At 50.1% G+C, this 19,364-nt stretch carries 17 protein-coding genes; 7 read left to right on the forward strand and 10 right to left on the reverse strand.

Annotated elements, in window-relative coordinates; all coding sequences use genetic code 11:
• Positions 1 to 23: 23 nt before the first annotated feature.
• The 5 genes from efp to M0L20_RS09980 form a co-directional block, all read right to left on the reverse strand.
• A complete protein-coding gene (gene efp / locus M0L20_RS09960) occupies positions 24 to 587 on the reverse strand; it encodes an elongation factor P (RefSeq protein ID WP_232560754.1) in 564 nt (187 codons plus the stop codon).
• 87 nt (positions 588 to 674) lie between these two features.
• Positions 675 to 1,658: a beta-ketoacyl-ACP synthase III gene (locus M0L20_RS09965; RefSeq protein WP_232560755.1), complete on the reverse strand. Its 984-nt coding sequence runs from the start codon at positions 1,656 to 1,658 to the stop codon at positions 675 to 677.
• A 90-nt stretch (positions 1,659 to 1,748) separates the two neighbouring features.
• The gene (plsX, locus tag M0L20_RS09970; protein ID WP_232560756.1) at positions 1,749 to 2,690 is read right to left on the reverse strand and encodes a phosphate acyltransferase PlsX; all 942 of its coding nucleotides are present in this window, start codon (positions 2,688 to 2,690) and stop codon (positions 1,749 to 1,751) included.
• Positions 2,691 to 2,835: 145 nt separating this feature from the next.
• Positions 2,836 to 3,030, reverse strand: coding sequence for a 50S ribosomal protein L32 (rpmF, locus tag M0L20_RS09975; protein ID WP_077923042.1), 195 nt, complete (start codon positions 3,028 to 3,030; stop codon positions 2,836 to 2,838).
• 77 nt (positions 3,031 to 3,107) lie between these two features.
• A complete protein-coding gene (locus tag M0L20_RS09980; RefSeq protein WP_232560757.1) occupies positions 3,108 to 3,647 on the reverse strand; it encodes a YceD family protein in 540 nt (179 codons plus the stop codon).
• A 150-nt stretch (positions 3,648 to 3,797) separates the two neighbouring features.
• Between M0L20_RS09980 and M0L20_RS09985 the strand changes: the two genes are divergently transcribed.
• The 4 genes from M0L20_RS09985 (at position 3,798) to M0L20_RS10000 (ending at position 6,452) form a co-directional block, all read left to right on the forward strand.
• Positions 3,798 to 4,691 (forward strand): EamA family transporter, encoded by an 894-nt coding sequence (locus tag M0L20_RS09985; RefSeq protein WP_248476789.1) that lies wholly within the window; start codon positions 3,798 to 3,800, stop codon positions 4,689 to 4,691.
• A gap of 89 nt (positions 4,692 to 4,780) precedes the next feature.
• Complete coding sequence (locus M0L20_RS09990) at positions 4,781 to 4,990, forward strand: hypothetical protein (RefSeq protein ID WP_232560759.1); 210 nt, start codon at positions 4,781 to 4,783, stop codon at positions 4,988 to 4,990.
• A 25-nt stretch (positions 4,991 to 5,015) separates the two neighbouring features.
• The gene (locus tag M0L20_RS09995) at positions 5,016 to 5,801 is read left to right on the forward strand and encodes a cysteine hydrolase family protein (protein WP_248476790.1); all 786 of its coding nucleotides are present in this window, start codon (positions 5,016 to 5,018) and stop codon (positions 5,799 to 5,801) included.
• A 21-nt stretch (positions 5,802 to 5,822) separates the two neighbouring features.
• A complete protein-coding gene (locus M0L20_RS10000) occupies positions 5,823 to 6,452 on the forward strand; it encodes an LON peptidase substrate-binding domain-containing protein (protein ID WP_248476791.1) in 630 nt (209 codons plus the stop codon).
• 104 nt (positions 6,453 to 6,556) lie between these two features.
• Here M0L20_RS10000 and M0L20_RS10005 read toward each other — a convergent pair whose 3' ends face one another.
• From M0L20_RS10005 to M0L20_RS10020, 4 genes are all read right to left on the reverse strand, one after another.
• The gene (locus M0L20_RS10005; RefSeq protein WP_248476792.1) at positions 6,557 to 7,237 is read right to left on the reverse strand and encodes an NUDIX hydrolase; all 681 of its coding nucleotides are present in this window, start codon (positions 7,235 to 7,237) and stop codon (positions 6,557 to 6,559) included.
• Between the two features lie 6 nt (positions 7,238 to 7,243).
• Positions 7,244 to 8,104 (reverse strand): phosphodiester glycosidase family protein, encoded by an 861-nt coding sequence (locus M0L20_RS10010; protein ID WP_248476794.1) that lies wholly within the window; start codon positions 8,102 to 8,104, stop codon positions 7,244 to 7,246.
• 108 nt (positions 8,105 to 8,212) lie between these two features.
• Entirely contained in the window at positions 8,213 to 10,420 is a 2,208-nt protein-coding gene (locus M0L20_RS10015; protein WP_248476796.1) for a S9 family peptidase, read from the reverse strand.
• A gap of 87 nt (positions 10,421 to 10,507) precedes the next feature.
• Positions 10,508 to 11,029: a DinB family protein gene (locus M0L20_RS10020; RefSeq protein WP_248476798.1), complete on the reverse strand. Its 522-nt coding sequence runs from the start codon at positions 11,027 to 11,029 to the stop codon at positions 10,508 to 10,510.
• A gap of 240 nt (positions 11,030 to 11,269) precedes the next feature.
• On the opposite strand from M0L20_RS10020, the gene M0L20_RS10025 reads away from it, so the two are divergent.
• The 3 genes from M0L20_RS10025 to M0L20_RS10035 all read left to right on the forward strand — a co-directional run bounded on the left by M0L20_RS10025 (position 11,270) and on the right by M0L20_RS10035 (position 18,544).
• The gene (locus tag M0L20_RS10025; RefSeq protein ID WP_248476800.1) at positions 11,270 to 14,245 is read left to right on the forward strand and encodes an RHS repeat domain-containing protein; all 2,976 of its coding nucleotides are present in this window, start codon (positions 11,270 to 11,272) and stop codon (positions 14,243 to 14,245) included.
• Positions 14,246 to 14,504: 259 nt separating this feature from the next.
• A complete protein-coding gene (locus tag M0L20_RS10030) occupies positions 14,505 to 16,805 on the forward strand; it encodes an ATP-dependent helicase (RefSeq protein ID WP_248476802.1) in 2,301 nt (766 codons plus the stop codon).
• Positions 16,806 to 16,888: 83 nt separating this feature from the next.
• On the forward strand, positions 16,889 to 18,544 hold the full coding sequence (locus M0L20_RS10035; RefSeq protein ID WP_248476804.1) for an OmpA family protein: 1,656 nt from the start codon (positions 16,889 to 16,891) through the stop codon (positions 18,542 to 18,544).
• 32 nt (positions 18,545 to 18,576) lie between these two features.
• Here M0L20_RS10035 and M0L20_RS10040 read toward each other — a convergent pair whose 3' ends face one another.
• Positions 18,577 to 19,335, reverse strand: coding sequence for a hypothetical protein (locus M0L20_RS10040; RefSeq protein WP_232560769.1), 759 nt, complete (start codon positions 19,333 to 19,335; stop codon positions 18,577 to 18,579).
• Between the last annotated feature and the right edge of the window lie 29 nt (positions 19,336 to 19,364).

Raw genomic sequence — 19,364 nt, forward strand, 5'->3', positions numbered from 1 at the left:
ACAACTCGCTCCTCACTTCTTGTTTATTTCACGCGTTCTACATAATCCCGTGTACGGGTATCAACTCGAATTTTTTCACCTGACTCGATGAAGAGTGGTACCATGATTTTGGCTCCCGACTCAACTTCGACCCGCTTTTTAGGGCTGTTGGCTGTATCGCCTTTAATACCTGGCTCGGCGTAGGTCACTTCCAGCTCAACGAATGGCGGTAATTCGCACGAAAGCGGAGTGTCATTTTCAGCATTGATCAGAATTTCAACTTCCTGGCCTTCTTTCATCAGATCGGAGCCATCAACGAGTTTCTCATCGATGTTAATTTGATCAAACGATTCCTGGTCCATAAAGTTATAACCCGCTTCGTCTTTGTAAAGAAACTGGAATTTCCGGCGCTCAACCCGAACAGGGTAAATCGTTACGCCCGAGTTGAACGTGTTGTCGATCACCCGACCTGTAGTAAGGCTTTTTAGTTTGGTACGCACAAAAGCCGCGCCTTTACCGGGTTTCACGTGCTGAAACTCAGTAATCTGGAAGAGGTCGTTGTTGAAGTTTAAGACTAGTCCGTTGCGGATGTCTGCGGTCGTTGCCATGTCAAAAATGTATGATAGTAGATGTTGGACGTATGCTATAGGACGCCGTGATGTTCATGTATCCTATACCATGCATCGTATGTAAAGTTAATACGCCCACTTTACGTAGGCCGCTCCCCAGGTAAAGCCCCCACCAAAAGCAGCCAATACCAGATTATCCCCTTTTTTTAACTGCGATTCGTAGTCAAACAGGCAAAGCGGAATGGTTGCTGCTGTCGTGTTGCCGTATCGGTGGATGTTCATCATGACCTTGTCGGACTCAATACCCATGCGGTGAGCCGTTGCGTCGATGATGCGCTTGTTTGCCTGGTGCGGTACCAGCCAGGCAACATCGCTGCCCGTCAGTTGGTTACGCTCCATAATCTCAGCCGATACATCGGCCATATTTTTCACTGCGAATTTAAACACCGACGGACCATCCTGGTAAACGTAGTGCCATCGCTTTTCAACAGTTTCGTGGGTGGGCGGGTAGCGGCTGCCGCCTGCTTTCTGGAACAGGTGGTTCTGGCCGGTACCGTCGGACTTAATGAGCGAATCGAGAATACCCAGACCGTCATCGTTTGGTTCGAGCATTACCGCTCCGGCGCCATCGCCAAATAAAACACAGGTTGTCCGGTCCGTGTAGTCAACAATTGCCGACATCTTATCGGCGCCGACAACAATTACTTTCTTGTATTTACCAGTCTCGATAAACTGTGAGCCGACGGTTATTGCGTACAGAAAGCCCGAGCAAGCGGCCTGAATGTCGAAGCTACCTACATTCCGAATACCAACCATATCGCAGATAAGATTCGCCGTGCAGGGAAATACATAATCGGGCGTGGTCGTCGCGCAGATAAGCAGATCGACCTCTTCAGGTTTCGTGTTCAGCTTTTCGAGTAAACCCGCCACTGCTTTGGCCCCCATATGCGAGGACCCCATACCTTCGCCCTTCAGAATGTGACGTTCTTTTATCCCGGTCCGCGTTGTAATCCATTCATCGTTTGTATCGACCATGCGCTCCAATTCAGTATTGGTCAGCACGTAGTCGGGTACATAGCCGTGGACTCCTGTTATGGCAGCTTTACTCATAATTCGGTGGTACAAAAAATTTACAGCCTACGGTCTATACCTTTTCAGCAGTCAAGATAATACCTGAAAGCGTTGAACATAGACCGATCATTAACTGAGGGCCTGTGCGATTTTGGTGTAAGCGTCTGATTCAACCTGTCGGATGGCCAGACCAATCATGTTTTTGATCGCAAGCGGTGACGAAATTCCGTGAGCGATAATGACATTTCCATTAACGCCAAGAATAGGACTACCGCCTACCGATTCATAATTGGTCTTATCCAGAAATTCGTCACGGATGCCCCGTTGCAATGCCATTCCGTAAAACGACTCGCCGAGCTTAAACATGGTGTTACCCGTAAAGCCATCGGTTATAATGACATCGGCTTTGCCCGCGAAGAAATCTCCGCCTTCGATGTTACCGACAAAATTGATTTTTCGATTGTCTTTGAGCAGCTGATGCGCTGCCTGGGCCACAAGGGATCCTTTTTGCTCTTCGGTACCGATGTTCATCAGCGCTACGCGGGGCCGTTCGATGTCGAACGTATACTGAGCGTAGATCGAGCCGATCTCGCCGAACTGGGCGAGCATTTCAGGCTTGCAATCAGCATTGGCTCCAATGTCGAGCATAACGGCATGACCACCTGTGATCTGTGGGACAAAACCGGCAATACACGGCCGTAGGATACCCTCTATGGCTTTTATGCTAAACAGCGCACCAACGTGCATGGCTCCCGTATTTCCGGCGCTGCAAAAAGCGTTGACCTGACCGTCTTTCAAAAGCTTAAACCCAACTCCGATACTGGAATTGGGTTTCTGCGAGAGAGCTTTAGTAGGGTGCTCACTCATTTCGATGACGTCGTCAGCGTTGACCAATTCAATATTGGCAACGGCTTCCGCACCGTGTTTCTGGATTAGTTCATGCACAAGGGACTGCTTGCCAATCAGCACAATAGTTACATTTTCCGGCAATTCAGCAGCGGCCATTACAACTCCTTCCACAATTGCTTCGGGAGCAAAATCGCCACCCATTGCGTCCACTGCAATTTTCATTGACTCCGTTTGTTCAATACCTCCCAGCTTATACTGGCTAGCAAAAAATACGCGTAAAAATAGGGAGGTGGCGGGCAATAAAAAAGTATTTCGCGTTCATCTTCAGGAAGACGTCAACGAAATACTCTTTATAATAGAATGACAATTAAGCTGTTTTAGCGTAATTCTCAATGATCATCTGGCCTTTGTAAAACAAGTTGCCCTCGAAAACGTGAGCGTGGTGGCGCTCATGAACTTCACCTGTTTGGGCGTCTGTCGAGAGCGTTACGGCCGTAGCCTTGTAATGAGTTCTGCGCTTATCGCGCCGGGTGCTAGAGTGGCGTCGTTTGGGGTGTGCCATAAAACAGTTTGTAGTTTATAGTTTTTAGGTTCATCGTTCGAAGGCCATCACACACAAGCCCGTGAACAACAAACAGATTAATTATCACTCAATTTACGCAAGGCCGCCCAGCGCGGATCGATCTCCGGCTGCTCGTCTTCGCTTGTCGTTTCGGGGTCAGAGCGGTAAATTACTTTACCGTTTTGCTCATCGTCAGCATCATCCTCATCGCGAAAACGGGGATGCAATCGCTTCATGGGCAGCGACAGGCTAATAAACTCAAAAATGTAGTGAGCTACATTGATGGTTGCCGTACTGCGCTCAATCAGTTCAATCTCGTCGCTCAGCTCCTCGTTGTGGTCGCCAAACTTAAGCAGCATCGTCTGCTGCGTATCAACAGGTTCATCATAGTCATCAAGGCTCCGGTCGCATACTTGTTCGACGGTGCCTGTGATGTGAAAATCCAGCCGGATCATCGTTTCAGACTTATCCAGTGTCACATGAGTCCGAACGTTCCCTTTCTGAATTAGATCCTGTTCCAACGCAGCAAAAAACGCATCGTCCGATGTAAAATCGTACTCGTAGCGTTTGTTGTCCAGACCGACAATATTAATGTCGTATGCGCGTAGTGGGTTCACCTCTGTGTCTCCTCTTCAAAATAAGACCGCAAAGGTACGAAATGTTTGTTAATCAGTAAAGTGCTAAGCTAAAAAAGGTTTGCGGTTTAACGTTAACTTCCACTTTTTGAGAAATTTTTGTAACTCTGACACTTACCTTCCTGCTTGTTTATGTTCGTAACCTTTGTCAGCATTACCTCGCTGGCGGTACTGATCCGCATTGTTGCCAATCCGCTTTCGAACGTATTTCAGAAGCAGCTTACCCACCGATCTGCCGATCCGTTGTTCATCATTTCGGCTACCTACGGGTTTCTGGCGCTGGCTTGTCTCACGGTTTGGCCCCAGCTTCAGGTTGAAGGCTTACCCAAAGCTTTCTGGCTTAGTATGCTAGTCGTTGGTCTGTTTGCGATGCTTGGAAATGTATTTCTGGTGAAAGCACTGCACATCGGCGATCTGTCGGTACTAGGCCCCATCAATGCATATAAATCGGTAGTAGGTCTTGTTGTTGGTATCTTTCTTTTAAACGAAATTCCGGGTTGGTGGGGGCTGGCGGGCGTTGTGCTTATTGTAGTTGGTAGTTATGTCGTACTAAGTAATAAACAGCAGCGTAAAGGCTTTTCATGGCGTATTTTTGGTCGACAAGAAGTGAAATTAAGGTTGGCAGCGCTGGTATTTTCGGCCATCGACGGAGCATTTCTTAAAAAAGCAATCGTTCTCTCGTCACCGACTATAGCGTTCTTTTATTGGTGTGTGTTCGGATTTGCTTTTACGCTCATCTGGATGCTGATCGTTCTGAAAGACCGCTGGCAGGAGCAAACGAGCCTGCTTTTTTCGCAGAAAAGCACATACCTGGCCTTGTTCCTGACGGTTGGTGTCACGCAGGTCGCCAGCAACATTGCTCTGGCGGAGATGCAGGTCGGTTATGCGCTGGCTTTGTTTCAGACATCAGCGTTGATAAGCGTGCTGTTTGGGCACCGATTTTTCAATGAACAAGGTATACTCCGCAAACTAATAGGAGCTGCTATCATGGTTGCCGGGGCTATTCTAATCACTGTACTGGGATAAACATCTACTCGCGAAGTAGGTTATGATTGTTGAATCTAGAGTCCGTAGCTGATTAACCGCTACGACAAACCGTTATAAACTTTTTCGTTATGTCTCAGTACAAACTCGTCGAAAAACACGACATCGAACACCACAATGAGTATTATGAAGTGCGTATAACGCAGGACAACGATCACCCCGAAAGCTTGTTTTTTACCACCAATGAAGAAAATCTGGAAGAGGTCGCTGCTGACATTATCTATGAGCACAGACCCGGGGTAAAGAACTGGACGGTAATTCCACATCGCAAAGACAGTTAATTAGACAAGCGAAAAATCAGGATTCGTGGCAAACGCTTTCCTTATCATTGACACCCAGTTTGATTTCTGCCATCCCGACGGAGCTTTGTTTGTACCGGGGGCCGAACAGGACGTTATGCGTATGGCCAATCTGATTCGTCAACATACGGATCAGATCGACCATATAGTGGTGACGCTCGATACACACCATCTGCTCGACATTGCCCATCCTTTATTTTGGGTGGACAACAATGGGCAGCATCCGGCACCCTTTACCCGCATTTCAGCCGAAGACGTTGATGCCGGACGTTGGGTTCCACGTTTTGCGGTCGAAAAGGCGAAGCAATACGTTCACGATCTGGAAGCGGATGAGCAGTTTGCGCACTTTATCTGGCCTGAGCATTGCCTGATCGGCTCGCGGGGTGCCGCCTTACACGATACCCTGCTCGATGCGTTGAAAGATTGGTCACGCCAGCGAGAGCTTGATTACGTGGCGGTTCCGAAAGGATTACACCCGCTGTCGGAGCACTTCGGTATTTTCCGGGCGCAGGTTCCCGATCCGGCGGTGCCCGAATCGCAACTCAACACGGGCCTGATTGCTGACCTTGATCGTTTCGACCGGGTTTACCTGATGGGCGAAGCTAAATCCCACTGTGTAGCCAATAGCTTGAAACAAATCCTTGACTTTGCTCCGGAGCTTGTGCCCAAAGTGACGGTCGTGACTGATTGTATGTCGGACGTAACGGGCTTAGGTCATCTTGCTGATCCGATTTATGCTGAAGCTCGCGCAAGAAATGTGCATTTTGTGAAATCAGACGCGGTTTTTAGCTGAAAACCCGTACTTTTCGGCTGTATGGAAAAAACGTTACCACTGTTTCCGCTCAGTTTAATCGTTTATCCGGGCGAAGATTTGAATCTCCACATCTTCGAGCCGCGCTATCGCCAGCTCATTAATGAGTGTCTGGAAGAGGAGCGTACGTTCGGTATTCCGGCATTCATCAATAACAAGATGCCGGGTTACGGCACCGAAATGCACGTAACGAGTCTGCACAGGCGTTACGACGACGGCCGGATGGATATTAAGTCTAAAGGACTATCGGTGTTCCGGTTAGTTAATTTCGAAAACCCTATTCCCGGAAAGCTCTATGCAGGCGGGGAAGTAGAAATGATTGACAAGAGCGATAGCTTCAGCGCTCACGCGACGGCATTGATGGAACGCCTAGAGCGTCTATACGGCTTGTTGCAGATCGAAAACGATTACGATCCAACCAGCGAAAATTTTTCGTATAAAGTAGCGCACAAAGTTGGTTTATCGGTCGATCAGGAATATGAGTTGCTGACCCTTGAAACCGAAGCCGAACGTCAGCTTTTTTTGATTCAGCACCTTAATAATGTCATGCCTGTAGTGGCTGACATGGAGCGGACCAAGCAGCGCATCCGCATGAACGGCCACTTCAAAAACCTCGATCCGCTCAATTTTTAACAAGCTCCTTTGAGAGCCGATCTTTCGGGAGTGACAGACTCTTGTCCTAGGCGTGGTGTCGGTTTTGAGAAACCGACACCACGCTCACACCACGCCCACGGAGCTTACAGCAATTTCATTGTCTCGTAATCACCGACGTGTTGCAGGTAAAAGAAATGCAGCAGCAAACCATTGACGTTGTTGACCAATTTGTGCGCTTCGGGCAGCGACGTAACAACAGTGGTTATTCGTTCGTGCTCCGACTGGTTGCCCATATCTTTGTGGTGGAAGCTCATGATTTCGTCGTGCGACATTTCGCGTTCGACGTAGAAATAATGCATCGCTTCGTCGCTTGTACCCGTACTAGGATAGCACAACTGGGAGTTAAGTTTCGTCAACTCATCAGCCGTGACGGTAAGACCAATCTCTTCGCCTAGCTCACGAGCGGCTACTTCATCCGGTGCATCGCTGGCATCGACCATACCGGCGGGGTGCTCGTACGTGTGCGACCCGTCGGCAATCCGCCGTTGACGAACCAACACGACGTATTTCTGTTTGGTCTCTTTATCAATCAGGGCCACCAGCATACAGACCGCATGGCCTTTCAAGAACAAAGCCGGTGGAATTTTATCGCCCTCGGGTGTATCGGCGTCTACTTCGAGCATGGCAAAGAGTACTTTACCGTTATGCCGACGCCGGATGTAAAAATCGTTGATCGCGTTAATTTTAAGCCCATTGCTTTCCATCTGGCTTTTCCAGAATTTGAATTTCGGTGCGTCCTGAAGGGCTTCTTCGTGTTTACTCATAGTCGTTTATCGAATCAAAATTACGTTACTCACCGGGCGTTCGCCGGTATGAATCCACTGCTTGCTATCGGACGGATAATTAACGACCCCAGTGCTCCCCTGACCTACCGAGCGAATCCAGAGCGTTGTGGAGCCACCTCCGTCGAGGTTGATTGCGTCGCGGCAACCGAGCCAGCGCATGAGATCCGTTAGTTCGTGCAGGTTCATGCCTTGCGCGTTCGCATTTCGTCCGTCGACGGTAGCTAGAATCAGCCGTTTGCCCGGACCTACGCATAGACACGCCCGCGGATGACGATTGTCGTTAAAAGCGTTCTTTTGAAGCGGATGCGGCTGGCCGTCGAGCAGCAGCAGCGGACCCGTTGTCATTACGTTTTCCGCCGACAGTTGTCGGTCCCAACCGGGCTGGTTACCGCCAAAAACAAGCTCAACCTTATTCTTGTGAATAACAATGGCTGCCTGCTGATGTTCAACCATCGTTTTGCCGGACAATCGAGTGGTGTCCAGCACACGATCATCAATTTTGATCAGATCGACCGAACCTCCCTTTTTTGTGTCGAAGAACGTGCCGTTTAGGGCAACCAACGCCTTGAATTTCTGACCGAACCAGCTAGTCGGCTTTAAGCTATCACCGGCTGATCCAAAAGCGATGGTCGGCCGACGACGATTTTTGAGGACGATCAGGTTAATGTTCTGTTTCGATTTAAACAAGCTGTCGAAGTGCGCTTCCTGCCAGAGGATACGGCGGTGAATGCGGCTGTTGCGCCAGTTGGCCGTTTTGACCTGTACGGAATCCGTTGACTGAGCAAAGGTGAACCGAATGCTCAGCAAGGTGATAGCGACCAATAAAGTGACTCGAGAAAGATACATAGAATCGTTTGTAAACGCAGAGGAAGCCGACCTAGTCGGGGAGCTACCAAGCGCCTAAAGCGTGGCGTCCACGAATATCTCGGCTTCCTCCAGGTTTACCAAATTAACTTATTTCTGCGTCAGGCCCTGAGCATCGGGACCGACGTAGCGCTCAAAGAATTCGTAAATCCGAAGCATCCGGTCAATACGCTGACGGACATTGCCCGTACGACTCAACTCGTGCGTTGCCCCCGGCATCCGAACGTACTCAACCGGACGGCCCAGAATCTTAAGGCTCTTATACATCATCTCGCTTTGGATAATACCCGTGCGCAGGTCGTTTTCGCCGTGTTTGATCAGCAAAGGCGTTTTGATGTTCTGCACGAACGTGTACGGCGAGTTGGCATCCAGCACTTTGGCTTCGGCTGTCCATGGATAGGCGAAGTAGTTTGGCACAAGCCGCCAGGCATTACCCTCACCCAGGAAGGTCGTCAAATCGTACACACCGCGTTGCGAGAAAGCGGCTTTGAATCGGTTGTCGTGGCCGACGATCCAGGCCGTGAGGTAGCCCGCGTATGAACCACCTGTAATCACCTGCCGACTCGTATCAACCCAGGCTTCCTTTGCCGCAGCGGTTGCCGCAGCCAGTACATCTTCGGCCGGGCCGGTTCCCCAATCTTTGATGTTAGCCCGTTGAAATTCGAGTCCGTAACCGCCCGAACCGCGTGGATTGGCGTAGACAACCCCGTATCCCTGCGAACACATGTACTGAAATTCGTGCCACATTGACGGTTCGCCCGGTCCCCACATGGCGGTTGGCCCACCATGCATATTGAGCAGGAGCGGATATTTTTTACCATTTTCCACAAGGACTGGTTTCATGATCCAGTAATCAACCGTTTGACCAAGCGAATTCTTGTACGTGTGCTTTTCGGGAAAGCTAAGCTGTTTCTGAGTGACCCAGTCGTTGTGATTGCTCAGCTTCGTCTGAGCCTTGGCCTCGGCGTTCGTTAGATACAGTTCCGATGGGTTTGTTACCTCCGTCTTGGCGAAAACAATTTGACCACCAGCGATGTCGAAATTCGTTACGCCACTCTCAAACGGAGTTAACTGACTTACCTGGCGTGTTGCGGGATCGAGTCGGTAGAGCGGAGTTCCACCATTTGCGGCAGCGGTGAAGTAGATCGCATAGCCAGTGGTTCCTTTCTTGCCTTTGCCCGACGATGGAAGAGCTGTCCAGGTCAGATTACTCGCTGCCCGGTCGAAGGTAACGGGCTGGATGGTTGAGGCTGTTGTACCGGTTAACGTTGCCAGACCAATCTGCGCGAAGTTGACGCCTTCGGATGGACTCATCAGAACGGCCAGTTGTTTGCCATCAGGCGAAACCTCCGGCGAACCGTAGCTTTTTCCGGCTTCGGCCAGTACGACCGTCCGAGTACCGGAGCCATTGGCCGGGATGAATACGATGGCGTTGTCCGATTCACGGTCGGGGTGCTTGAGCGAGTCACGATCCGTTACAGCTAGTAAACCCTGCCCGTTGGGTAGCCAGGTTCCTGCCTGAAACGACGAAAAGCCACGCGTTAGGGCTTTGGGTGTTGCCTCTTCGTTGACGTCGATCACGTACAAATGCGTGAAACTAAGGTCTGGCTCGGTCGTAGACTCTCCCTGAAAGTTAAGCCGGGTAATGACCTTTGCCTTTTTATCGTCAACGTCTTTGTTTAGATACGCCCGAATTTCGGCCAGCGATCCGTCGGGGTTCGCTTTGATTTTTTTGTCTGTCTTGATGAAGTTGTTATTGGCAAAACCCGGTTTTTCGAGCGACCAGAGCGGACCATTCTTACTCGGATTCAACACCGAATCGGTTAGCATCTGCGCCGTAGTGACGGTACCCGAAAAGGCAATCCGCTTCCCATCGGGCGACCAGACCGGGCTCGACGCACCGTAGGGGCTGTTGGTTAGCTGCCAGGCTTCACCACCATTGAGCGGCATGACAAAAATCTGACCTTTGCCTTTTACGGTCCGCACAAAAGCAATCCGTTGACCATCCGGCGACCATACCGCCTGCCGGGCCGATTCATTACCACGGGTCAGGGCTTTGCTATCGCCGGGCTTAAGATTGGTCAAGTAAACGTGCGTTTTGTATTCGTATTCTTCCTTCTGGTCGGGGTTTGGCTCAATCGTCGTGAGCGTGTAAACCGCCTGTTTACCATCGGGGGAGAGTTCGATGCCGCCTACCTGCCTGATGCGTGTCAGATCGGTAACGACAACCTTGCTTTTGGTCTGCGCACAGACGACCTGTGCTGTCAGTGTAAGAAAAAGGAAAGTTCGTTTTAGCATAGCTAATTCAGGTTATATGTTGGCGAAAATACAAAAAAGGGGTGTAGAATGATTGTTCTACACCCCTTTTCAGCAATGCCTGCCTGATTAGGACAGCAAAGGCAGATAACGCTCTTGCAGGATAGCTGCGTGGTGCCGCGCGTGACCAACTACCACAAAGCCCAGCGCCAGTACGGATATGGTCTGATTAGAAGCGGTACCGCTGCGGACCAACATTTCGTCGTCAACGCTTTTGAACAGCCAGATGGTCGCCTGCCGAACACTGGCAAATTCATCATACAGATCCGCAAGCGTCCGGCGGTTGGCTTGAGCCGAATGGGCAAACGGATCCTCGTCGAAGCTGGGTAAGGCGGTTTTGTCGTTGCGGGCGAAGCGCATCGCACGGTACGTCATAATGCGCTCAGTATCGATAACATGCTGAAGAATGTCCTTGCCCGTCCATTTGCCGGGCGCGTAGCGGAGATCGCCCAACGCGTCGAGCGTTTCAAGTGGAATCAGGCTATTGAAAGATGCCTGTTGAGTCAGTGCATCAACGATGTCGATGTCCTGGACCAGGTGGATGTAGCGGTCGAAAAATTGGGGCAATGCCGGAATGTCGGACTTAGTCATAGTGGCGAATGATTGGCTGCCGAAAGATCTGAAACTTTGGTGAGTTTTCGAATTGGGACTATTTCTTTCGGATTGGGGACAAATCAATCATCAGCCGTGACCAATGTGTATACTTGCCGCTCTAACAGAAACCGGTAGGATTGGCTGCTGGCAATAAGCGGAAATTTTGAGCGGCAGGTATTCACATGCAACTGGTATGTTCTATCAACAAAGTGTTTGTCCACGTTTCCCATCAATTCTATGAAAAATAACTACGGAAAATTAACGGGCTTCGGTTGGTTAATAATGTTAGTGAGCGCTGTAAGCTTAGCCTTTTTTAGTCAGGCGCAAACCGTTTCTCCACCCCAAATTCAATGGCAGCGGACGATTGAAAAGAACCCCTTGTTGCCTACTGGTTATTCATCAACCAATGACATGCCGGTGCGGGTGGCTAAGATTGGTGACCAGGAATATGGAGTGCTTACATCTGGGGCAGAATTAGTACGCCTTTCTTCTACCGGAAACCCGATATGGTCAACGTTGATTGTCGATGCAAACAGTGGTTATTTCCGAACGGATGGAGTTATTGCTACCCAGGATGGCGGGTTTATGGTGCTCGCTCTTACAACAGGGAACTGGCGACTGATAAAGTACAACGCAAATGGTGTTGTCGAGAAAACGTATTCTCCGTTCAGTATTGGTAACCGTCGGCAATACAGTACTACAAGGAGTAATCTGATAACTACCTCTGATAATGGTATTTTAGTCCTAGGTAATCGTTGGGATATGCTAGAAGGGCAGATTACAGTTGTCGTTGCTAAGTTTGACTCAAACATTTCTCAGAGCTGGGAGACGGAGATTTCTTTTCCAATTCCTAATCCACCCGTAGAATCCAAGGACTACACAAATTCTGTAAAAGCACTTAATACTCCGGATGGTGGATACCTATTAGTCGGTAGTAATGGTAGAACCGTTAATGGGCCAACTGCTGGTTGGGCAGTCAAGCTGAATGGACAAGGCAATCAAGTCTGGCAAAAAAGATACGAGGATATTTCTGCAATCGACGATGTAATTCCAAGTCCATTTAGTGTCGATACATACATAACCATTGGAAGGGGCGCAAACGACCCAAGCTTAACACAGATAACGACTATCAGCTCGAATGGCAATGTAGTCGAAAAATCCACTTACCCTGGGCGAGCCACTGGTACAAGTTCAGCCCTAGTTGCCGTTCCTGCAAGGAATGGTGTTCCTGCCTATCTAACCCTCATGGATGTCAGCAGTCAGAATAATGGTGATATTCGGTTAACGGCGATCAATGCGCAAAATGAAGTAAGTTGGACAAAGACGTTAGGCGGTTCAGGCAAAGAAAAGGGGCAGGCTGTTCTGGCTACAGATGATGGTGGCTATATCACTGTTGGTACGACTACGTCAACGGATGGCGATGTAACCGGCAAGACAACGAGTGATGAAGCTACATGGGTAGTCAAGTTAAGCGCACCCGTATCAACACCCACATCGACCTTGAAGCTAACCCAGCCAACCTATAACTGTAATACAGGTATCATCACCTTCAACACAAGTGGTGGCGATGGTTCACCTATTACGTATACGGCACCAGGAATTACCCGTTCTTCACCTACCAGCAACACGGGAGTTATTGAACAGGGCTTACGGAATGATCCCAAGTCCATTACTATCCAGGCTACGCAGCATGGTTATACAACAAGTTACATCTTTGATTTAAAAGCAAGTTGTACATCCAACAACGGACCCTATCCTCCAGTTCTTGCCACACCCATTCAGAATCTTACCTTAACAGTGGGGCAGAGCTTGGATCGTTATAGGGTCAACTTTAATTTTAAAGATCCTAACTCGCACCACGGTACCAGCTTTTACCTGCTTTCGTTTGAAGCTACGAATACACCACCCGGCTTGTATTTCTTCGATGATACCGATTCGGGAACAGGGATAGGCGATGCTTATTTTACGGGTACACCTACCAAGCCTGGTACTTACCTAATCACGGTAACCGCTTACTTCTTTCGGTATACCACGTCTAGCATCTCTACTTCCGGAACCTTCACAATAACCGTAATTGACCCGTCCGTCAATCCACCCGCCGGAGGGGATTTAAAATTAACTCAGCCTACGTATGATTGCGCAACGGGGGCTATCACTTTTAACACCACAGGGGGCGACGGTTCACCCATCACGTATTCTGCGCCAGGAATTACTCGCTCGTCGGCCAGCAGCAACACCGGCGTCGTTGAGCAGGGACTGCGTAATGATCCTAAGCCTATTACCATCCAGGCGACCCAGAGCGGCTATATGACTAGCTATACCTTCGATTTGAAGGCTTACTGCACCTCTCGTCAGCGCTCTCCGCTTTACACATCGGTGGCGGACCGAAGCCTGGAAGTCGGTAAAGTGGTCCTCTATCCACCCTTTGAGATTGGGCAAGGCTACTACAGCCCCTCTGATCCCAACAATTATAAGAAGTGGTCGATTTCGGCAACGGGCTTGCCGCCCGGATTGTCTCTCGAAACGGAGGTGGTGATGAGTACGTTCTTTATAGTTCGGATTGGTGGCACTCCAACTACGGTGGGTGTATATCCGGTGATGGTAACGGCCATTGATCCGCAGTATCCCAATGATCCCTACACAACTCGTTTTACCATCACCGTCGTCAATTCCCCTACCGGAGGAACATTGACACTTACGCAGCCCACCTACGATTGTGCTACCGGTGCCATTACATTTAAGACAACAGGGGGGGGTGGCTCGCCGATTGAGTTCAGAGCCATTGGCATTACCGACTGGACAACCAATCCGAGCCAGTTTGTCGATCGGGAGAGCCGCACTGCGAGCGATGTACAACCCTTCACGCTTATGGCGCGTCAGAGCGGACAGGTCGTTACCTATACCTGGGACCTAAAGGCTGCCTGTGGGCGGGCACGAGTGGGTGCAATAGAATCAGGGCAAGCGTTCTCCATGCAACTACTCGGAAATCCGGTTCAGGACCAGGTGAACGTTCAGATACGGGGTGCTGAAGGCCAATCGGTACAGTTGCGGCTAACGGACTTACAAGGTCGCTTGCTGGAAAGCCGGACGATTGAGCAGGCCAAACCGGTAGAGGAGCAGCAATTCTGGCTACATGCATCCGCACCTAAATTATTATTGCTACAGGCCGCGACCCCGCAGCAAGTACAGACCGTAAAGATTATCAAGCAATAAACGTAGCGTATTGAGTTCGCAAACAGGCTTCTGGGAAACCGGAAGCCTGTTTTTTTTAATGATCGATCCGTGATTGAAGTAGGCCGTTCCGAAGTTAGTGGCGAACTAAGCGGACCATCCGTACCCGTTACTTTTTCGCCCCTCGCTAACCAAATTTTTTTGTAGCTTTGATTGTTATATAAAGACGCTGGATGCTGGATAGCACACGCTGGACGTTCGTTGAATCCAGCATCCAGCGTATGCTCTCCAACGTCTTTGTATGGTTGATTATATTTCTGGATTGAATGACCCCCAGCGGGAAGCCGTCATGCACGGTGATGGTCCGCTGATGATTATAGCCGGTGCTGGTTCGGGTAAGACGCGCGTGTTGACGTATCGGATTGCCCACCTGATTGAAAATGGCGTCGATCCGTTTCGGATTCTGTCGCTGACGTTTACGAATAAAGCAGCCGGTGAGATGCGGAAACGGATCGAAACGGTTGTTGGCACCGAAGCCCGCAACATCTGGATGGGTACCTTCCACTCCGTTTTTGCCAAGATCCTGCGCATCGAAGCCAAGGCGATTGGCTACACCAGCAACTTTTCGATTTACGATACCGACGACTCGAAGTCGCTGCTGCGGAGTATCGTTAAAGAAATGGGGCTGGACGATAAAGTATACCGGGTCAACAACGTGTTCGGACGTATTTCGGGCGCGAAGAACCGGCTGATCGGCCCCGACGATTACCTGAATAATGCGGTGATTCAGGCCGACGACGAAGCGGCCCGAATGCCACACATTGGCCGGATCTACAAGCAATACGCCGTTCGTTGCTTTGCGGCCAACGCCATGGACTTCGATGATCTGCTGTTCAACACGAACGTGCTGTTCCGTGACCATCTGGATATTCTGAACAAATACCAGCACAAGTTTCAGCACGTAATGGTCGATGAGTTTCAGGATACCAACGTATCGCAGTACCTCATCACGCGGAAGCTCGCAGCCGTTCATCAGAACATCTGTGTGGTAGGCGACGATGCGCAAAGTATTTACGCCTTCCGGGGGGCTAACATTGAGAACATCCTGAACTTCCAGCGCGATTATGGCAAAGAAAACGTCAAGATCGTGAAACTGGAGCAGAATTACCGCTCGACAAAAACGATCGTTCAGGCGGCTAATTCTATTATCTCCCGCAACAAAAATCAGCTGGAAAAGCACGTTTTCACCGATAACGAAGACGGTCCGCTGATTGATGTCATCAAAGCATCGTCGGATAATGAAGAAGGGCGGCTCGTCGCTTCGGCTATTTTTGAAGCCAAGATGAACGGCAGTCTCGTCAACAACGATTTTGCCATTCTGTACCGGACCAACGCTCAGTCGCGTGCGTTTGAGGAAGCCCTGCGGAAAGTAAGTATCAAGTACCGCATCATCGGTGGCCTTTCGTTCTATCAGCGGAAAGAGATCAAGGATTTGATTGCGTACCTGCGTTTTACGGTCAACCAGAATGACGAGGAAGCGTTCAAACGCATCATCAACCTACCCAAGCGGGGTATCGGCGACACGACGGTAGCAAAGATCAGCGTAATAGCCGCCGAAAAAGAAGATTCGATCTGGGAAATCGTTGCCGAGATCAATAAGCACATTGCTGGTCGGGCCTCTATTGCCATCGAAGCGTTTGCGGACCTGATCAAAAGTTTTAAACTACTGCTCGATCAGAAAGATGCGTTTGAAGTGGCCTCGCACATTGCTAAAGCGTCGGGTCTGTTGAAAGAACTGTACGATGACAAAACCGTGGAAGGGCTGGCTCGGTACGAAAACGTACAGGAATTGCTGAACGCCATCAAAGAGTTTGTCGATAATCCCGATAACGAAGAAAAAAGTTTAGGAGCCTTCCTGCAATCCGTGTCGCTGCTGACTACCGCCGACGAAAAAGAAGATGACGGTGATAACGACAAGGTGACGCTGATGACGATTCACGCGGCCAAGGGACTGGAATTTAAATACGTACACATTGTCGGACTGGAAGAAGACCTTTTTCCTAGTCAGATGATGCTCGAAAGCCGCAACGATCTGGAAGAAGAACGGCGGCTGTTTTACGTAGCGATTACCCGTGCCGAAAAACGCCTGACTGTATCGTACGCCGAAACGCGCTATCACTTCGGTCGCCTGAAAATGTGCGAACCAAGCCGGTTCTTGATGGAAATAGACCAGCGGTATCTGAAAATGTCGAAGTTGCGGTCGGCTCCCAGTCGGATGGATTTCGACCGACCCGAACGGGATCGCAGCGAAAGTAACTCGACGGGTTCGATGGCCTTTGTCCGGTCGCTGGCCCAGAAAACCGCTCAGCGGCAGGCCCCTCAACCAACCGTATCGCATACACCCTCAGCCGATTTTGCGCCGACCAGTACCGCTGAACTGGCCGCTGGCCAGCGCGTAGAACACGCGAAGTTTGGCTTCGGAACGGTAAAAAAAGTGGAGGTAAACGGTACCGAGCGTAAGGCTACGATCCAGTTTGAAACCGCTGGCGTTGGCGAAAAAGTGCTGTTGCTTAGTTTTGCAAAGTTGAGGGTAGTAACATAAGAGACCAGATTTCGTAGTTTGCTATACAGAACCGGGTTTGCCTGTCGTTTCCCTTAAACAACTTCACTATCCTTTACCATAGTATGAATGCCAACGGTATCGTTGTCGCCAGTTTGTTTTTTGCAATAGCATCCCTGGCTGCTTTCGCGCAGCCAGGCGACGCTGCGCAGCGGCAAGACTCGACCAAAACTGCCAGTGCATCGGACACAAAAGTTGAAAACTTGGGTAGCCAGGTCAATTCAGAATACAACGAGATCAACCCGATGATTTCGCCGGATGGCAAAACGCTGTACTTTGCCCGGATAAGCCATCCCAACAACACGCACGGAACCAAAGGCAGTCAGGATATTTGGTATTCTGAACTCGATGGGGCCAGCGGTAAATGGGGACCCGCCCGGCGCATGGGCTTTCCGCTGAATAAGGATGAATATAACTGTGCCTACAGCATTACGCCCGATGGCAATTCGATGCTGATCAAGGGACAGTATGCCAACGGAAACTACGAAACGCGCGGTTTTTCAACCAGTAAACGCACGGCAAGCGGTTGGTCCGTTCCGCAAAAGCTCGATATACCGAGCTACGTGAACATGAGCAAAGGTCAGTTCGACTGTGGCTTCATGTCTGCGGATGGCAAGGTGCTGCTGATGGCGTTCAGCGAAAAGAAAAACAGCAAAGACGACGATATCTACGTCAGCTTTCGGCAAAAGGACGGTTCCTGGACGAAGCCGATGGAGCTTGGCCCGGAAGTAAATACAAAGTTTACGGAAACGACCCCATTTCTGGCTCCCGACGGCGCAACGCTTTATTTTTCCAGTAACCGCGAAGGGGGACTGGGTAGTAATGACATTTACGTTTGTAAGCGCGTAGACAAAACCTGGAAACACTGGACGAAACCTGTTAATCTGGGCCCCAAAGTCAATACCGAAGGTTATGACGCGTATTACACGCTGGCTGCTTCGGGCGATTATGCTTATCTGACCACCTTCAAGAATACGCTCGGCAAAGGCGACATCGTGCGGGTGAAGCTGACTGAGGATCAACCAACCAACCAGCCGGGGCGATTGGGCGGTAGTGACGATGTGGCTGGCAAGGGTGATGTAACGCGTCCCGATCCAGTAGCGCTAATCAGCGGAAAAGTAATTGACCAGAAAACCGGTAAGCCCGTTGAAGCCCGAATTGTGTACCAGACGCTCCCCGATGGAGCCGAAGCGGGTGAGGCTACGTCGGACCCGGTTACGGGTGAGTACAAGATCGTGCTTCCCTACGGCCAGAAATACAGCATGCGGGCTATCGCCAAAGATTTTATTGCGGAAGGCGACAACGTGGATTTGACCCAGACGAAGGGTTTTCAGGAAATTAAAGGGAAAGAACTGAAGCTGGTGCCTATCGAAGAAGGACGAGCGATTCGGTTGAATAACATCTTCTTCGATACGGGCAAATCGGAGCTTCGTCCGGAATCCGGTCCTGAACTTGATCGTCTGGTGACAACGTTGAACGAAACACCGAAAATGATCATCGAAGTGCGTGGTCACACCGACAATACAGGCTCAAACGAAATAAACGCAAAGCTGTCGCAGGACCGGGCCGACGCTGTTCGTGAATATTTTATCAGCAAAGGCATTGAGCCGGATCGGGTTGGTAGCAAAGGGTTTGGAGAAGCCAAACCCGTCGCACCAAACGACACGGACGAAGGGCGGCAGAAGAACCGACGCGTAGAATTTGTAATCGTGAAAAAATAGGGATTGGGCCAAGCGAACGCTTGGCCCAATTGTTAATCCAACCCCGGACGTTTGAACGCACGGGCGTCTGGAAACAAACCTTCCAATTCCCGGCGCAGGCGACTTAACAGCGCCATCAGATCAAGCACATCGTCGGTTTTTTCCGGAGAATGCTGAATAATCGTTTCCCAGGCCAACAACGAACGGTCAATGCTGACCAGAATAAGTTTGGCTTTACCCAACTGGTAATTGACTAACTGCGGATTGTTAATCGGCTCGGCAAAAGCGCGCAGAACCGATTGCGTTTTCACCGGAATCAGCGTGCGATACCAGCGAATCATGTCCCACGCATCTTTCAACGCGTGCAGAATCGGCATCGCTTCCTCCTGCGTCCGTAAGCCCAGTTCAACGGCGCGGATTTGCTCTTGGCCGGTCTGTTCCAGCAAGTTTTTTTCTTCGCTGAGCCAGACGCCCGTTTGCTTTAAGTAGTCACCGGATAAACGCGTGGTGATATGGTTTCGAAAATCGATTTGTTCGACAGCCTTTTGTTCCAAAGCTTGAGCTTGTTCTTCGGTGGGAACGTCTGAACCCGAAAGTGCTTGTGTCCGCGTCAGGTTTTCGACATACTTCTTCGTTAGATTGAGAGCCTCGGTTAGCTGCTGAACCAGGTTGTCACCAGCCGTCTCCGGTTTTGCCAGACCCGTTTCTGTTTGCAGTTGAAAACTACGGCAGCGTGCTGTAAACAGGCACCGCTCACACCAGGCGTCACAGTAATTATAAATACCAGTAATCAATTCAGCTTGTGTATTCATTTGCCGATAGGGCAGATATTGTAGTATTA

This window comes from Spirosoma liriopis, assembly GCF_023196085.1.
Classification (GTDB): Bacteria; Bacteroidota; Bacteroidia; order Cytophagales; family Spirosomataceae; genus Spirosoma; species Spirosoma oryzicola.

What these genes read in the sequence shown, in the direction of transcription:
- efp (WP_232560754.1), bottom strand. Translation starts at nt 587, where the DNA reads ATGGCAACGACCGCAGACATCCGCAACGGACTAGTCTTAAACTTCAAC.
- M0L20_RS10010 (WP_248476794.1), bottom strand. Translation starts at nt 8,104, where the DNA reads ATGTATCTTTCTCGAGTCACTTTATTGGTCGCTATCACCTTGCTGAGC.
- plsX (WP_232560756.1), bottom strand. Translation starts at nt 2,690, where the DNA reads ATGAAAATTGCAGTGGACGCAATGGGTGGCGATTTTGCTCCCGAAGCA.
- M0L20_RS10015 (WP_248476796.1), bottom strand. Translation starts at nt 10,420, where the DNA reads ATGCTAAAACGAACTTTCCTTTTTCTTACACTGACAGCACAGGTCGTC.
- M0L20_RS10025 (WP_248476800.1), top strand. Translation starts at nt 11,270, where the DNA reads ATGAAAAATAACTACGGAAAATTAACGGGCTTCGGTTGGTTAATAATG.
- M0L20_RS10030 (WP_248476802.1), top strand. Translation starts at nt 14,505, where the DNA reads ATGGTTGATTATATTTCTGGATTGAATGACCCCCAGCGGGAAGCCGTC.
- M0L20_RS09990 (WP_232560759.1), top strand. Translation starts at nt 4,781, where the DNA reads ATGTCTCAGTACAAACTCGTCGAAAAACACGACATCGAACACCACAAT.
- M0L20_RS10005 (WP_248476792.1), bottom strand. Translation starts at nt 7,237, where the DNA reads ATGAGTAAACACGAAGAAGCCCTTCAGGACGCACCGAAATTCAAATTC.
- rpmF (WP_077923042.1), bottom strand. Translation starts at nt 3,030, where the DNA reads ATGGCACACCCCAAACGACGCCACTCTAGCACCCGGCGCGATAAGCGC.
- M0L20_RS10000 (WP_248476791.1), top strand. Translation starts at nt 5,823, where the DNA reads ATGGAAAAAACGTTACCACTGTTTCCGCTCAGTTTAATCGTTTATCCG.
- M0L20_RS10035 (WP_248476804.1), top strand. Translation starts at nt 16,889, where the DNA reads ATGAATGCCAACGGTATCGTTGTCGCCAGTTTGTTTTTTGCAATAGCA.
- M0L20_RS09965 (WP_232560755.1), bottom strand. Translation starts at nt 1,658, where the DNA reads ATGAGTAAAGCTGCCATAACAGGAGTCCACGGCTATGTACCCGACTAC.
- M0L20_RS10020 (WP_248476798.1), bottom strand. Translation starts at nt 11,029, where the DNA reads ATGACTAAGTCCGACATTCCGGCATTGCCCCAATTTTTCGACCGCTAC.
- M0L20_RS10040 (WP_232560769.1), bottom strand. Translation starts at nt 19,335, where the DNA reads ATGAATACACAAGCTGAATTGATTACTGGTATTTATAATTACTGTGAC.
- M0L20_RS09985 (WP_248476789.1), top strand. Translation starts at nt 3,798, where the DNA reads ATGTTCGTAACCTTTGTCAGCATTACCTCGCTGGCGGTACTGATCCGC.